17 protein-coding genes are annotated in these 13432 nt (G+C 64.8%); 4 read left to right on the top strand and 13 right to left on the bottom strand.

What is annotated here, in order from left to right; genetic code table 11:
* Positions 1-37 precede the first annotated feature (37 nt).
* On the top strand, positions 38-2131 hold the full coding sequence (locus C8J25_RS15445) for an HAD-IIB family hydrolase (RefSeq protein ID WP_107955284.1): 2094 nt from the start codon (positions 38-40) through the stop codon (positions 2129-2131).
* A complete protein-coding gene (locus C8J25_RS15440; protein ID WP_107955283.1) occupies positions 2128-2994 on the top strand; it encodes a glycosyltransferase family 2 protein in 867 nt (288 codons plus the stop codon). Before C8J25_RS15445 ends, C8J25_RS15440 begins: the two co-directional genes overlap by 4 nt.
* Before the next feature lie 57 nt (positions 2995-3051).
* On the opposite strand, the gene C8J25_RS15435 is transcribed toward C8J25_RS15440, so the two are convergent.
* Both C8J25_RS15435 and C8J25_RS15430 read right to left on the bottom strand, forming a co-directional pair.
* A complete protein-coding gene (locus tag C8J25_RS15435; protein WP_107955282.1) occupies positions 3052-4152 on the bottom strand; it encodes a glycosyltransferase in 1101 nt (366 codons plus the stop codon).
* Positions 4149-4976 carry a hypothetical protein gene (locus C8J25_RS15430; protein WP_107955281.1) on the bottom strand — a complete coding sequence of 276 codons (828 nt, stop codon included), beginning with the start codon at positions 4974-4976 and terminating at the stop codon, positions 4149-4151. Before C8J25_RS15430 ends, C8J25_RS15435 begins: the two co-directional genes overlap by 4 nt.
* A 251-nt stretch (positions 4977-5227) precedes the next feature.
* Here C8J25_RS15430 and C8J25_RS15425 point away from each other — a divergent pair, with 251 nt between their 5' ends.
* Positions 5228-6070, top strand: coding sequence for an amidohydrolase family protein (locus tag C8J25_RS15425; RefSeq protein ID WP_107955280.1), 843 nt, complete (start codon positions 5228-5230; stop codon positions 6068-6070).
* Here C8J25_RS15425 and C8J25_RS15420 read toward each other — a convergent pair.
* The 11 genes from C8J25_RS15420 to C8J25_RS15365 form a co-directional block, all read right to left on the bottom strand.
* A complete protein-coding gene (locus tag C8J25_RS15420; RefSeq protein WP_244187141.1) occupies positions 6067-7503 on the bottom strand; it encodes a mannitol dehydrogenase family protein in 1437 nt (478 codons plus the stop codon). The two genes, C8J25_RS15425 and C8J25_RS15420, sit on opposite strands and share 4 nt — an antisense overlap.
* Entirely contained in the window at positions 7500-8978 is a 1479-nt protein-coding gene (locus tag C8J25_RS15415) for a UxaA family hydrolase (protein ID WP_107955279.1), read from the bottom strand. Before C8J25_RS15415 ends, C8J25_RS15420 begins: the two co-directional genes overlap by 4 nt.
* Before the next feature lie 235 nt (positions 8979-9213).
* Positions 9214-9465: a hypothetical protein gene (locus C8J25_RS15410; RefSeq protein ID WP_244187140.1), complete on the bottom strand. Its 252-nt coding sequence runs from the start codon at positions 9463-9465 to the stop codon at positions 9214-9216.
* A gap of 429 nt (positions 9466-9894) precedes the next feature.
* Positions 9895-10098, bottom strand: coding sequence for a helix-turn-helix transcriptional regulator (locus C8J25_RS15405; protein ID WP_107955277.1), 204 nt, complete (start codon positions 10096-10098; stop codon positions 9895-9897).
* 6 nt (positions 10099-10104) lie between these two features.
* Positions 10105-10674, bottom strand: a complete 570-nt coding sequence (locus C8J25_RS20800; RefSeq protein ID WP_167397733.1) for a hypothetical protein — start codon at positions 10672-10674, stop codon at positions 10105-10107.
* On the bottom strand, positions 10671-10925 hold the full coding sequence (locus C8J25_RS15390) for a hypothetical protein (protein ID WP_107955274.1): 255 nt from the start codon (positions 10923-10925) through the stop codon (positions 10671-10673). Before C8J25_RS15390 ends, C8J25_RS20800 begins: the two co-directional genes overlap by 4 nt.
* Positions 10922-11104 carry a hypothetical protein gene (locus C8J25_RS15385; RefSeq protein WP_107955273.1) on the bottom strand — a complete coding sequence of 61 codons (183 nt, stop codon included), beginning with the start codon at positions 11102-11104 and terminating at the stop codon, positions 10922-10924. The genes C8J25_RS15390 and C8J25_RS15385 overlap by 4 nt, the downstream gene beginning before the upstream one ends.
* Entirely contained in the window at positions 11101-11514 is a 414-nt protein-coding gene (locus tag C8J25_RS15380; RefSeq protein WP_107955272.1) for a helix-turn-helix domain-containing protein, read from the bottom strand. The genes C8J25_RS15385 and C8J25_RS15380 overlap by 4 nt, the downstream gene beginning before the upstream one ends.
* A complete protein-coding gene (locus C8J25_RS21390) occupies positions 11511-11696 on the bottom strand; it encodes a hypothetical protein (protein WP_107955271.1) in 186 nt (61 codons plus the stop codon). Before C8J25_RS21390 ends, C8J25_RS15380 begins: the two co-directional genes overlap by 4 nt.
* A 114-nt stretch (positions 11697-11810) precedes the next feature.
* Positions 11811-12056 carry a phage regulatory CII family protein gene (locus C8J25_RS21385; RefSeq protein WP_425275472.1) on the bottom strand — a complete coding sequence of 82 codons (246 nt, stop codon included), beginning with the start codon at positions 12054-12056 and terminating at the stop codon, positions 11811-11813.
* Between the two features lie 420 nt (positions 12057-12476).
* Positions 12477-12722, bottom strand: coding sequence for a transcriptional regulator (locus C8J25_RS15365; protein ID WP_107955269.1), 246 nt, complete (start codon positions 12720-12722; stop codon positions 12477-12479).
* 83 nt (positions 12723-12805) lie between these two features.
* Here C8J25_RS15365 and C8J25_RS15360 point away from each other — a divergent pair, with 83 nt between their 5' ends.
* Positions 12806-13291, top strand: coding sequence for a helix-turn-helix domain-containing protein (locus C8J25_RS15360; protein WP_107955268.1), 486 nt, complete (start codon positions 12806-12808; stop codon positions 13289-13291).
* Positions 13292-13432 lie beyond the last annotated feature (141 nt).

Below are 13432 nucleotides of genomic sequence, written 5' to 3'. Positions count from 1 at the left end.
CGGTTCCTTACGTGAATTGCAGATGAACGGGGGAAGGGTGTTCGTACTACATATCGCGTTGCAGGGGTGTTTACGCGCAACCGACGTCGAATACGGAATCACCGCGGATACCGGGGGCCATATCCGGTACCTTCTCGATCTCGTCGCTGCCAGCGGCCGCAATCCGGCGATCGACCGGATGGAAATCGTCACGCGTGCATTCCATCATGCGGCGTATGCGGAATGCTATGCCGAGCCGATCGAGACGATCGACGGCACCACGCGCATCGTCCGCCTGCTGACCGCGTCCGATGCGTATCTCGTCAAGGAAGACCTGTGGACCGAGCATGACAGCCTGGTCGAGGCGCTTGTGGCGCATATCGCCACGCTCGATCGCGCGCCGGACGTCATGCACGCGCATTATGCGGATGCCGGACTGATTGCGGCGCGCGTTTCGGCGCGTACCGGCATCCCCTATGTGTTCACGGCACATTCGCTCGGTCGGGTGAAGCTGGCCGCGTTCGATCGTGAGTGTACGGAAACCGCGGGCCTCGATCGCCGGATCGCAATCGAAGAGGAAGCCATCGCCGGGGCGGCCGCGATCATCGCGTCGTCGCGTGACGAGGCCGAAGTCCAGTATGCCGATTACGATGCGTATGATCCGGGCAGCATCCGCGTGTTCGCGCCGGGTAGCGATCTCAAGCAGTTCGCGAACTGCGGCACCGATGCCCGCGTCGATGCGCTGATCAACCGGTTCCTGGACGATCCCGCCAAGCCGGTAATCCTCGCGATCGCACGGCCGGTCACGAAGAAGAACCTCGCCGCGCTTGTCCATGCCTATGGCCGCTCGCCCGCGTTGCAGACCGCGGCGAACCTCGTGATCCTAGCAGGCACGCGCGACGACAGCGCCACGCTCGAGCCGGAGATTCGCGACAACATCGCCGAGCTGTTGCAGTTGATCGACCGCTACGACCTGTACGGTAAGGTCGCCTATCCGAAGCAGCACCGACCGGACGATATCGCCGCGGTCTATGCTCATGCCCGAACCCGGCGCGGCGTCTTCGTCAATCCGGCGCTCAACGAACCGTTCGGACTGACTTTGCTCGAAGCGGCGGCGAGCGGGTTGCCCGTGGTCGCGACCGACAGCGGTGGGCCGAACGATATCGTCGAGACCTGCGGCAACGGCATTCTCGTCGATCCGCGTTCGCCTGGCGCCATCACCGATGCGATCCGGAAGATACTAGACGATCCGGCGCTGTGGTCGCGCTACTCAGCGGCAGGATCGGTAGCGATCCGCGCCTATGACTGGGACCGGCACGTACAGCTTTATACCGGGTTGCTCGCAGAGGTCGTGAACGCCGCGCCTGCGGTCACGGACCGGAAGCCGGAATTGTTACTGGTGTCGGATATCGACGGAACGCTGCTCGGTTGTGCCAAGGGCGTCGACGATTTCACCGCGTGGCACGACGCGCAGACCGATGTCGCGTTTGCGATCGCGACCGGGCGAAGCTTCCACAGCGCGATGGCGGTACTCGGGCAGCATGATGCGCCGCGGCCCGAAATCCTGATCACCTCGGTCGGTTCTGAGATTTATTACCGGACGGTGCGTGGCGCGGTGTACGACCGCGATACCGAATGGGACGGGATCATTGCCGCCGGTTGGGATCGCGAGGCGGTCGCCGCACTGATCGGCCAACATGCCGGACTGACGCCGCAGAGCCCTCTGGAGCAACGCCGCTTCAAGCTCAGCTATTTCGCCGATGGCGACATGGCGGCGGCCGAGCGGGTACGGGCTTTGCTGGCGGAACACGGCCACAGCTGTTCGATCATCCAGAGTCATGGCCGCTATCTCGACATCCTGCCGCATGCCGCATCGAAGGGTACCGCGGTCGAGCACGTCCGCCGCCGCCTCGGTCTGGAACCGCGACAGGTGATCGTCGCGGGCGATAGCGGCAACGATATCGAGATGCTGCGATCGTCGCGTCACGCGATCATCGTCGGCAATTATTCGGATGGCCTGGGATCGCGCGCGGACCTGGCGCACGGCTATGTCGCGATCGGTCATCATGCGCGCGGCGTGATCGAAGGCGTCGCGTTCTTCCGCGATGCGGCGGCCGGGATCCACGTCGAGGGTATCAGGAAAGCATCGTGACATCCTCGACGGTCAGCGTGCTGACGCTGGTACGCGGACGTCGCGCGCATTTGGTGAACTTGATCGCCGGCCTCAACGCATCGACGCGCAAGCCTGACGAACTCGTGATCGCGTACATGCAGGACGCGCCGCATGCCGATCTTCCGCCGACCGACTTTCCAGTGCGCGCGGTGTTCGTCGAGGGTGACGCGATGCCGCTGGCGGCGGCGCGCAACCGTGCGGCGGCGGCAGCGGTTGGAGAGCAACTGATCTTCCTCGATGTCGATTGCAATCCATCGCCGACGTTGGTCGAACGCTATGCGGTCACGGCGAGCGAGCCGGGCGGTATCCGGTTGGGCGAGGTGCTGTATCTCCCTGCCGGCGCGCTGGATGCCGGGCTGGACTGGGACAGGCTCGACCGGGTCGGCGTGCGTCACCCGGCCAAGCCGCCGATAGCATCTGATGAAATACTGCCGACGCCGAGCCATGGCGAGCTCTGGGGTTTGTCGTTCGCGATCTCCGCGGCGGACTGGGCGCGGGCAGGGGGGATGGACGAGCGCTATGTCGGCTATGGCGGCGAGGAAACCGACTTTGCCGCGCGGCTCGAGCGCGCCGGCGTGCCGATGTGGTGGGTTGGCGGTGCACGCGCGTATCACCAGCACCATGTCGTCCACACGCCTGCGTACCAGCATTTTGACGCGATAATCCGCAATGCGCGGTTGTTTCGCGGGACTTGGGGGCGGTGGTGCATGGACTATTGGCTGGGGCATTTCGCCGAGCGCGGGCTGATCGCCTGGGATGCGGATACGATTACGGTGTTGCGGGGGCCGACCGCGGAAGAGGTGGCCGCGTCAAAGATGCCGCCGGAGGTTTTGTTTAGCTGAGATGCTGCGCAACGTGTCGATCTCTCCCTGGCGGGGGGATCGACTAGCGCTCGATCTCTAAGCGGGCGCCCAAAGCGAGACCGCCAGTCCTTCCAGATAGTCAGCGGCAACCTTGGCCGCATCCGCGTCGTACAGGTCGGCGAGCGCGACCGGATCGAGCGCCTTCGCCGCGTCGAGTATACCCCGCCACGGTGCCAGTGCCCCCGGCCATGACGGCAGCGCGACTGCCGCCCCCAGTTCGGCAAGCCGTTCCGCCTTCCGAGTCTGCTCACCGAAATACCGCCATTCGGGCGCGCAGACATAAGGCCGACCGACGCGTGCGATCTCATGCACGGTGTTGTCGCCGGCCGAGCCTATGACGACGTCGGCGGCGGCGATGTGGTCGGTGACGCCGGGGACCCAGCCGAGTTCGACGAGATTGCCGAAGTCGGTCTCATGCCCCTCGCGGTGGACCGGCCCGAGCACCAGCCACAGCGCATCCGGCACCGCGCGCGCCGCCATCGTCAGCGGCGCGTAGGGCGTGCCCGCGCCACCACCGCCCGTGAGGACGACGATGATTTCCTTGGTCGGATCGAGGCCGAGCTTCGCACGCGCCTCGGCCTTGGTCGGGACGGGGTCGACCGTCGTGCACAGGCCGCCTGCGTAACACGTGTTGGCGCGGACCCAGTCCGGCGTGTCCGCCTGTTCGAGTGCCTCGCCGAAGGGTGCGAGCAGGCCGACGCTTGCCTGGTAGGCGCCCAGATGACCCGGATCGAGCCGGTCGCCGTGCATCCGGATGCTGATCGCGGGCACGCTCGCGATCCGGGCCAGCAGCGCGATCTCGGCGGAGACGTCGACCACGAACAGTGCCGGATCGGCGTCGTCGAGATGGTCGATGATCGTCCGCATCGTCGCGCGGGTCTTTGCGACGCCGAGCGGGACGCAGTGCATCACCTCGGGCGTCGCCTGCGCGAACAGGCCTGGCGTCGGCACCGGCGCGCCGATCATGTCGGGCAGCGCGGCGATCGCGATCGGCCGCTCGAACCCGTCGAACAGCGACGGCTTGGCGGTCAGGATCGTCACCGCGCGCTCGGCAGGCAGTTCGCGGATGATCGCCATCGCGCGGTTGGCGTGGCCGCGACCCTGGTGATGGATGAAGAACGTGATCGGCTTGGTCATGCCGAACGTTGTACCGATCCGGCCTCCGATGGCGACTGATATCGATTAGTATATTCGGCGCTCAACCCGAACGCAGCCTCGACCTCGGGATCGAGCCACGCGGTGATGTGTTCGGCATCAGCAGGCGCGAGTTCGGGATAAGCCGTCGGAACGTAGGGCGCATAGCCTTGTCCCTTGTAGCTGGTGATCGGCACATATTCTTCGCGCCGCGGGATCCCGGTCGCCTCGGACAACGCCTCGACGAACGCCGACGGAGCGCGCGCGAACGCATCATAGCCGAGCAACGCGACGTTGTGCGTCCGGTTGGTCAACGACGCCCAGTGGCGGAGCTTCGCGGTGCGCTTGGCGATGCAATTGGCGAAGCGTTCGCCGGTTTCCGGATCGCGCTCGTGCAGCATCTCGTCGCCCTGCATCGGATGCCCCGGCTCGATGGGACCGAAATGATCGTCCCAATAACTGTGCCACTGGCTGCGGATGAACACGTCGAACGGCTCCGCCTTGAGGTCCGGGTGCGCGTGCCATGGCTGGCGGTGAAGGCTACGGGTCCAGTCGAACGCATCGCGGGCGACGACCAGCACCAGCGTATCCTTCACGAACAACGTCTGCGGCGGCACGAACCAGTGCTTGAAGCCGAAATCCTCGGTGATCGTCACGCTCGGCATGTTCGCCTCGATCGCGCGCGTGACGAGGTTGGTCCCGCTGCATCGCTGGCCGTACACCTGAACTCGCGTGATCGGCACGTCGCCCCGCTTCAGTATCCGCAGGCCCTCCAAAGGCTGGAGCCAGTTCAAGGGTTTAACGTGCGGTTTGGCGGGCGTCGACATGGGGAATGCCGCTAGCGCCGACTGGTGTCTGGTGCAACCATCGTGCCGGGAAACGCGTCGATGGTCGTGATGGTATTTAAAGAACGGAGATCATCCGGACGGTCCGCGGCAACGGCTATATTTTCATGCCGGCGGTCGTCGCGAAGTAGCGCTCGGTCAAAGCAACACGTCGGTCCGATTGCTGCGCCGGCGTGTACGCGGTACGTTCTTCGAATGCAGACACAGCCTACCAACCGGGAGAGAATCGCGGCGTGACTCGTATTGATGCGCACCAGCATTTCTGGACCTATTCGCCGTCTGCATTCGACTGGATCGATCGCGACAGCGTGCTCGCTCGCGACTTTTCGGCTGCCGATCTGATGCCATTGTTGGACGGCGCCGCGATCGACGGCTGTATCGCGGTACAGGCGCGGCAGACCGAGGCCGAGACCAACTGGCTGCTGGAGCTCGCGGCTGCGCATCCGCGCATCATGGGCGTGGTCGGCTGGATCGATCTGCGGGCCGGCGATATTGCCGAGCGGCTGGAGACTTGGTCGGGATCTTCCAAACTCGTTGGGTTTCGGCATATCGTCCAAGACGAGCCGGACGACGATTTCCTGCTGACACCCGACTTCGTGCGCGGGGTGCGGGCTACGGTCGAGCGCGGTTTGAGCTACGACATTCTCGTCAAACCCCGCCAGGCGATCCATGTCCGTCGCTTCTGCGATCTGGTCGCGGCGGGGCGTTCGACGGCGCCGCGGCTAATCCTCGATCACGCTGCGAAGCCCGACATCGCGCATGGCGGTTGGCAGCCCTGGGCGGACGCGATCGCCGACATGGCGCAGGTGCCGCCGCTTTATTGCAAGATATCCGGGCTCGTCACGGAGGCGGATCACGCGACGTGGACGGCGGACCAGATCGCGCGGTATCTCGACCACCTGCTTGCGTGCTTCGGGCCCGATCGGCTGATATTCGGCTCCGACTGGCCGGTCTGCCGCCTTGCCGCCGAGTATCGCCAGGTCGTCGACCTGATCGACGGGTTCGTCACGCGCGCTTGCCCGGAGGCGCGGGACGCGATCTTCGGCGGCAATGCTCGGGCGGCGTATGGGGTCTAGAGGTTCACGCCCGACCAGTCGCCGCGGCTGATCCGTTCCGCCGCATCGGCGATCGCGGACCGGGCGGCTGCGTCGTCGCGGAGTTCGGGTGGGAAGCCCAGTCCCGAGTTGATCAGGCGCGCGACGATTTCGGTCGGCGTTCCATCGCGTGCCGCGTCCGCTAGGCGATCGCCGGCTGGATCGACGACCGGGATATTGTCGCGGGCACGTTGCATCAGGAACGCTACCCACGCGCCGAGCGCGGTGACGACGCCCTTGGGCATGCGACCCGCGCGGCGGTTTGCGACAAGTGTATCGCCCAGCCGGTAGGGCAGCTTCTGCGATCCGTCCTGCGCGATCTGGTCGAGCCGGTGGACGATGACCGGGTTGCGGAACCGCTGGAGCACGGCGGCGCGGTAGGCATCCAGGTCGAGGCCGGGGGTGTGGGCTAGCATCGGGATGATGTCGTCGCGGATCATCGCATCGACGAACCCCGCGAGCGCCGCATCGTTCATGGCGTCCGCCACGCTCGCCGCGCCGCGGAGCAGGCCGACATAGGCAAGCGTCGAATGCGCGCCGTTAAGAATCCGCAGCTTCGCCTTCTCGTAGCTGGCGACATCCGTCGTAATGGTCGCGCCGACCGATGCAAGGTCGGGGCCGAGCGGCGTGCCGATGTCCTCGATCACCCACTGGGCAAAGGATTCGCGTTGGACCGCGGCGAGGTCTTCGAGCCCGATCGCCTCGGCCACATCGTCGTAGAGCGCAGCGTCGGACGCGGGCGTGATCGAATCGACCATCGTCGACGGCACCCGCACTTCGCCGGCAATCCAGTCCGCCAGATCCGTGCCGCCCACGCGGGCGAAGGCGACCAGGGCGGCGTGGAGCTTGGCGCCGTTGTTGGCGAGATTGTCGCACGGCATCGGTACGAACGACCCGATCCGCGCATTTCGGCGCGCGGCGAGGCCTGCGACCAGCCATCCGACCAGGCTGCGCGGCGTGTCAGTCCCCGCAAGATCATGGACGATATCGGCGTGCGACAGGTCGAGTGTGCCGTCGGCGGCGAGGCAATAGCCCTTTTCAGTGACGGTCGACGTCACCAGACGGACCGCGGGATCGGCGAGCAGTGCGTGCGTTTCGGCCGCGTCGTCGGGCCCGAGGAACCGGCGATGCGCGCCGATCACGCGGTTCGACGATTCGGCGTCGCGGATCGCGAGCGTATAGAGCCCGTCCTGCTCGGCGAGCGCGGCGACCGTCCGCTTGCTGCGCATCGAGACTGCGGCGATGCCCCAGCGTGGGTCATCACCCAACAGCGCGTCGATATACGCCGCCTGATGCGCGCGGTGGAATGCGCCCGGCCCGAAATGAACGATGCCGATCGAGGGCATCGCGCGGCCTCGGGGGCTCTCGATCGTCGTCGGCAGTTTGTCGAGCGTCGCATGGGTCAGTCGTGTCAAAGCGTTACTCCACGTTTCCAGATCGCGATCTCGCGTTCGCCATTGCGCTCGGCGGCGGTCTCGCGGCCCGATGCGATCGCGGCGATGCAGTCGAGCAGCGCCGTTTCGGCCGAGGCGAACCCCTGGTCGAGCACCTGCCCGGCGTCGAAATCGATCCAGCCCGGCTTGCGCTGTGCAAGGTCGGTGTTCGACGCGATCTTGATCGTCGGTACGGGAAAGCCGAGCGGGGTGCCACGTCCGGTCGTGAACAGGATCACGGTCGCGCCGGCGGCGGCGAGGGCTGTCGAGGATACCGCGTCGTTGCCGGGCGCCTCCAGCATCGTCAGCCCGTCGGTCCGTGCCTGCGCGCCATAGCCGATGACGTCGACGATCGGCGATCGGCCGGCTTTCTGCACGGCGCCTAGCGACTTTTCCTCCAGCGTCGTGATCCCGCCAACGACGTTGCCGGGGGAGGGGTTCTCCGACACCGGCTCGCCGTGGTCGATGAAATATTGCTTGAAGCCGTTCACGACGCCGACGATCGCATCGAACACCGATACGTCGGCAGCGCGGTTCATCAGCGCCTGTTCCGCGCCGAACATCTCGGGGATCTCGGTGAACACCACGCGGCCGCCGGCGCCGACGACCTCGTCGCTCATCCGGCCCACCAGCGGGTTGGCGGTCAGCCCCGACAAGCCGTCGGACCCGCCGCACTTCACACCGAGCACGAGCCGATCGAGCCCGACCTCCTGCCGTTCGCAGGCCGCCAGCTCCGCCAGTTCCTCGACCAGCGCGATGCCTTCCTCGACCTCGTCGACGCTCAGCTGTGCCGTCAGCGTGCGGATCGCCGGGCGCCGCCATGCGGGGATCGCCTCGACCAGCGCGTTGATCTGGTTCTCCTCGCACCCGAGCCCGACGATCAGAACCCCGCCGGCATTGGGGTGGCAGGCGAGGCTCGCGAGGATCTGGCGCGTGCCGTCGAGATCGTGGCCGAGCTGCGAACAGCCGTGCGGGTGGCTGAACGCGTGGACGCCGTCGACCTTGCCGGCCAAGGTCGCCCCGGCCCTGGCGGCGATCCGCTCGGCGGTCCGCGCGACGCACCCGACGGTGGGGAGTATCCAGATCTCGTTGCGCGTGCCGACCCGGCCGTCGGGCCGAACGAAACCGTTGAAGGTCGTACTGCGGGAGGATGCCGCGACCGGCTCGTCCGTTGGGGCGAAACCGTAATCGAGCGTGCCGGCCAATCCGGTCGACAGGTTCTGGCTGTGGACATGATCGCCCGGCGCGATGGCGTCCGTCGCCCGCCCGATCGAATAGCCGTACTTCGTTACGTCCGCCCCAGGCGCGATAGCGTCGAGTGCGATCTTGTGGCCGCGCGGAACGGCTTGCGTCAGGGTAAGCACGGCGTCGCCGGTATCGATCCGGTCGCCGATGTCGCCGTCGCGCAACAGGGTCGCGACGCTGTCGCCTGCGCGGACTATCACTGCATCGACCATTCCGAACCCTCGCCCCGTTTTCCGCGTGCAGGACCGCATAGTATCAAATCGGCGCGCGACGCACGAATAAAGCCATCGGGGAGCATCGTCGGATCGAGCAGGGCGCGCGTGTCGCCGCGACGATTATAGGTAGTTCAGCGCTTTTTGAGAGCCAACGGCAATGACGTCCGTGTTTCGACGTGGCTTCAGCCGAGCCCAGGTCGATTGGACCGGTGCATGACACCGGTCCAACAGATTAGTTGCTGTCGGAATCGTCGCCATCGTCGATCGCGAGATACAGACCGCCACCGACCGCAACGGCGGCAAGAGCGATGATGATGAAACCACCGTCGGCGACCTTGGACTTCTTGACGGTCGGCGTGCCGGCGCGTGCCGACTGGATCGTCGAGAGGCTGGATGCTGGGTTGGCCGAGGCTGCGTTCGCGGCAACCGGAGCGGCGAGCAGCATGAGGCCAGCCGATGCCGTGGTAAGTGACTTAATAAACATGAAATCTCCACTGTTTGAGTAAGACTTCATCCTAAACCACAAAGTATCTTAACATGAAATAAGTTTCATGAACTAAAAAATGTTCGCCATACCTAAGTGTCGGTAACATTTAAGTATTTGCGGGAATGCCGCCCAATCCTGTCGATCGTAACCGTGTTTCGCCTGAGTTAGATCTTGGGCTCAGTCCTCGACCTCTGCTCGAAGAGCAAGTCAGACGCTGTCGCGAGAATGCCAGCAACGGGCTAAACACAATTGCAAAGGGGGTTCCGGCCTGCCGGCATCTCGCGAAGAAGCGAGGACTTGTCCGGCTGGAAAATGGCTCCCTGAGTACGTCGCAAACTGCATCGGTAAACCCTTTGAAATCACGCTAGATTTTGAGGTGAGGGGGCGCCGGTGCCCCCCGACGATGCCCCCACATTGAAAATGCCGCTATTCCGGCTGGGCTTGCCGATCAGCCTTCCAGGCTTCGATCGCGCCCTCGCGCCAAGCCACCGCGCGACTCGATATCTTCACGGGCTTCGGGAACGCGCCCTCGCCGATCAGATGGTAGATAGTCGTCTTGCCGAGGCCGGTTTCGCTAAGCACGTCGGGCAAGCGTAAGTAGCGGCCGGTCGCTGTATTGCTGGCGGACATCAGCGTTCACCTTTCGCAGGGCTTGGAAGCATGGGGAGCAATGCCGGCAGCGGCCTCGATCCGGAGCTTGCTTGCGTGCTCGATCATCCTCGCGGCGCGCGCCTCCAAGGCACCGGCCGCGAGCATCAAATCAACATTGGACACGCCGCGATCGGCCGAGAGCTTGGCACGCAGCGGACGGGGCTGTATGGCCAGTTCCTCAGCGAGCTGGACCTTTCCGCCCATCAAGGTCGCCGCGGTCTCCAAACCCATCATCCGGCCCATTCCGATAGGGAACCCGCGCTGTGCCGCTTTTGCGGCACAGTTCGTTGCCTGCGCTTCGAAGCGTCGCGGCGGGGTGTCGGTCGCATCAGAACATAGGGGGCGGTCGGCGCGGTATCGGATGGAGAGCCGCTGTGAGGCAAAGGATACGCTCACCGTCATCGAACCGAACGCCAGCGAACTCGCGACGGGGTGACAGCGCATCCCCGTGCTGGCCGCGGCGTTGGCCCTGACCGAGAAAGACGACGCGATCGCCGTGGCTGAATACGCATTGTGCGGCTGAAGCCGCTCGGGCGGGCGCGCGAGCCACGTCACAGGCCGATGCCGACTGTAGCAAGCAGCGCGGCGCTGGCGCCGGCCGGATCGATCACGAACATGATCGCAGATCCGACGAGTACGCCGAGGCAGGCGAGCTTGCCCATATGAACGGCGGTTAGCCGATCGGGATCGCTGGGGACGTACGGTGCGCAGGTGGCGCAGTCGCAATCATGGTCATGGATCTCGGCGTAGCGCAGGCGCTGATCACTTGAGCGGAACGTCGGTTCGAACTTGAGCTTCTGCATCATGGCCTGTTCTCCGGACGGGATTGAATGGCCACGCGAAGCACTTCGAGGCTCCACGCCAGCAGGATGGTGACGATCGCCAGCACAGCGATCCCGCGGCGAACCGATCCGAACAGGACCAGGCCGAGCGCCGCGCCGCTCAGAATGACGGCGATCGCGTGGACGGTGCGCAGGCCGCTCATGCCGCGGCCTCGCGTGCAGCTGCTGCAGACCGGATGATGGCGATGCGATCAGCCGGTTCGTGCGCGAAGCACGCGCTGCAGAGTTCGACGTCGACCCATCCGCACGGCTCGGAATGACCGACGCAAGGGTCGTCCTCACTGCAGGCGCAAACGACGCACAGGCGAGGTGCCTCGCAACCGTCGGCCGTGAGCGCCACCAATACGCCGAGGTCGAACTGCATGACCTGGTGAAGGACGACGATCGTCCGGAACGTCGCCGGCATCTGGTCGCTCTCGATCTGCTCGAGCCAACCGCGGCGGAGGTGCTGGGCCCATCGTGGCGTCGTCGCGATGCGTTCTGCGACGTCGTCGATCGAAAGACCTGCCGCCTCACGGCGCTTCTTCAGGTACTGGCCTGGGGTCAGCGTCATGACCGAGCCCTCCGATCGAGGTCGCCGGTCGCTTCGACATCAACCCGATCGATCGCGTCGAGCAGATGCCGCATGGCGAACGGCAAATGTTCGTCGCCAGGCTGAGTGAGCGCCTGCAGGGCGGGCACGGCCTGCTGCAGGGAGCTGGAAAGGTTCGTGAGGGCTTCGCGTCGTTCGGGCATGGCAAAGTGTCCAGGCAGCAGTTTCCCGCCCCGATGATCACGATGATCAGCGGGCGGGGCGGGGTGGCGGCAGTGTCGAGGTGGCTGAGGCGTCAGCCGGCGCTTGCGATTGGCTTAGGGCGGCGCTTCCGGCGGAGCTGCGATGCGCTCGAGCTGGTACCGAAGCTTCGCCGTCGCTCTTTCGAGGTGTTGAACGTGCTCGAGAGCGGCATCAGCTTCGCGCGGCGTGACCTTGCTACCCTCCTCGCCGGTTCCAGCGAGAGCGTCGGAGACAGCGCGCGAGACGTCGCCAACCTCGACGCTGAGCGCCATGACGCCAGTCCGAAGGCAGGGCTCCGCGCCGTCATGATCGGGGAGCATGATCACGACGGCACCGAGAATGCTCGCCATCGTGTTCAGGATGTGCGGATGTCCCGCTTCACTGGCGCCGATGCTATCGATCCGGATAGCGTTGCTGATCGATATGCTCGCACGATCGAACTTCGAGCAGTAGCAAGAGAACCGGGTGTCAGAGAGGCCGGTTTCCGCCTCGCAGACCTTGCCGCCGCCAGCGGCCTTGACGGCTCGCTTCGTGGCTTCAGCGAGACGGCGATCGTCGACCGAGAGCTGGGCATCAGCCATGACGGGAAACATCAACTGCTATTCCCGGTGCGCTTGTAAGTTTCGCTCGGCAAAAGATGGAGGATGAGGTGGACGTCGACGACAGCCAGGGAGACAATAGCTGCCGTCGACGCTCGCCGTCAGGGTGACGGCCGAGAGAAACTGTTGATTGACGCTTGCTCAACTGCCGGAGCCCATGCTCGGGGCGGCAGCGACTGGCACATACAGATCGGGACGAAGCTCTTCCTTCGGGATCTTGGTCGCCAGTTCGATGGCAAGAACATACTCGCCGGGCAGGCGATCTGCCAAGAGCCACTCGCGCACTGTCGACTGGCGCTTCTTGACCAATCTGCCGAACGCCGACTGTGAGCCAGCTACGCGAACCGCCCTTGCAAGGGCCGAGTCTGATTCGTGTTCTAGCGCCATTGGCCGAACTAACAGTATGCCGTTAATGATGTCAACAGCATGCGCCTGTGTTTTTCTAACAGCGCGCCGTTAGGCTCATCGAGATGACAATCGGTGACCGCATTGAACTTCGCAGGAAGGCGATAGGTATAAAGACGCAAACAGCGTTGGCAGTTCGCGCCGGCGTGGGCCAATCAACTCTGAGTGGCTTGATCCGGAAGCCGTACAGGTGGTCGCCGTATCTCGTTCAAATCGCTCGAGCGCTTGAAACTACGGTGGAATATCTCGTCGGTGAGACCGACGATCCGGACGTGAACGCGCATCCCCCCACGCCCGAGCCAGTCATTCAGCATGTCATGATGGCAGTCGCGATGCCTAGCGAGGCCGCGCTGGCGCGAATGTTCTTGGGGCTGCTGAAGACGTCGAAGAATGCCAAGACGATGGACGAGCAAGCTTTGCTTCTCGCGAAGCGTCTACCCAGCGCGCTGTCGCAGCTGCGAGATTTGCTCCCCGGCACGGTCCCGTCGGCTCCAGCGCCAACAGAACGCGCTCCAGTTCTTGCCACGCCTGATCACGAACGCCAGCGATGACAGCGCACATGATCTCGCATGGGATACAGCCTTCGCTGCACCCCGGCGTACTTCGGAAAATCGGTTCAATCATAGGTATTCAGGCTCCCGTGCCGGCTACGGCTTGGGAGGTATCGGTCTGATCGACGTTAATCCGGTTGA

The organism is Sphingomonas faeni (genome assembly GCF_003053745.1).
Taxonomy (GTDB): domain Bacteria; phylum Pseudomonadota; class Alphaproteobacteria; order Sphingomonadales; family Sphingomonadaceae; genus Sphingomonas; species Sphingomonas faeni.
This window is presented reverse-complemented; position numbering and strand designations above follow the sequence as displayed.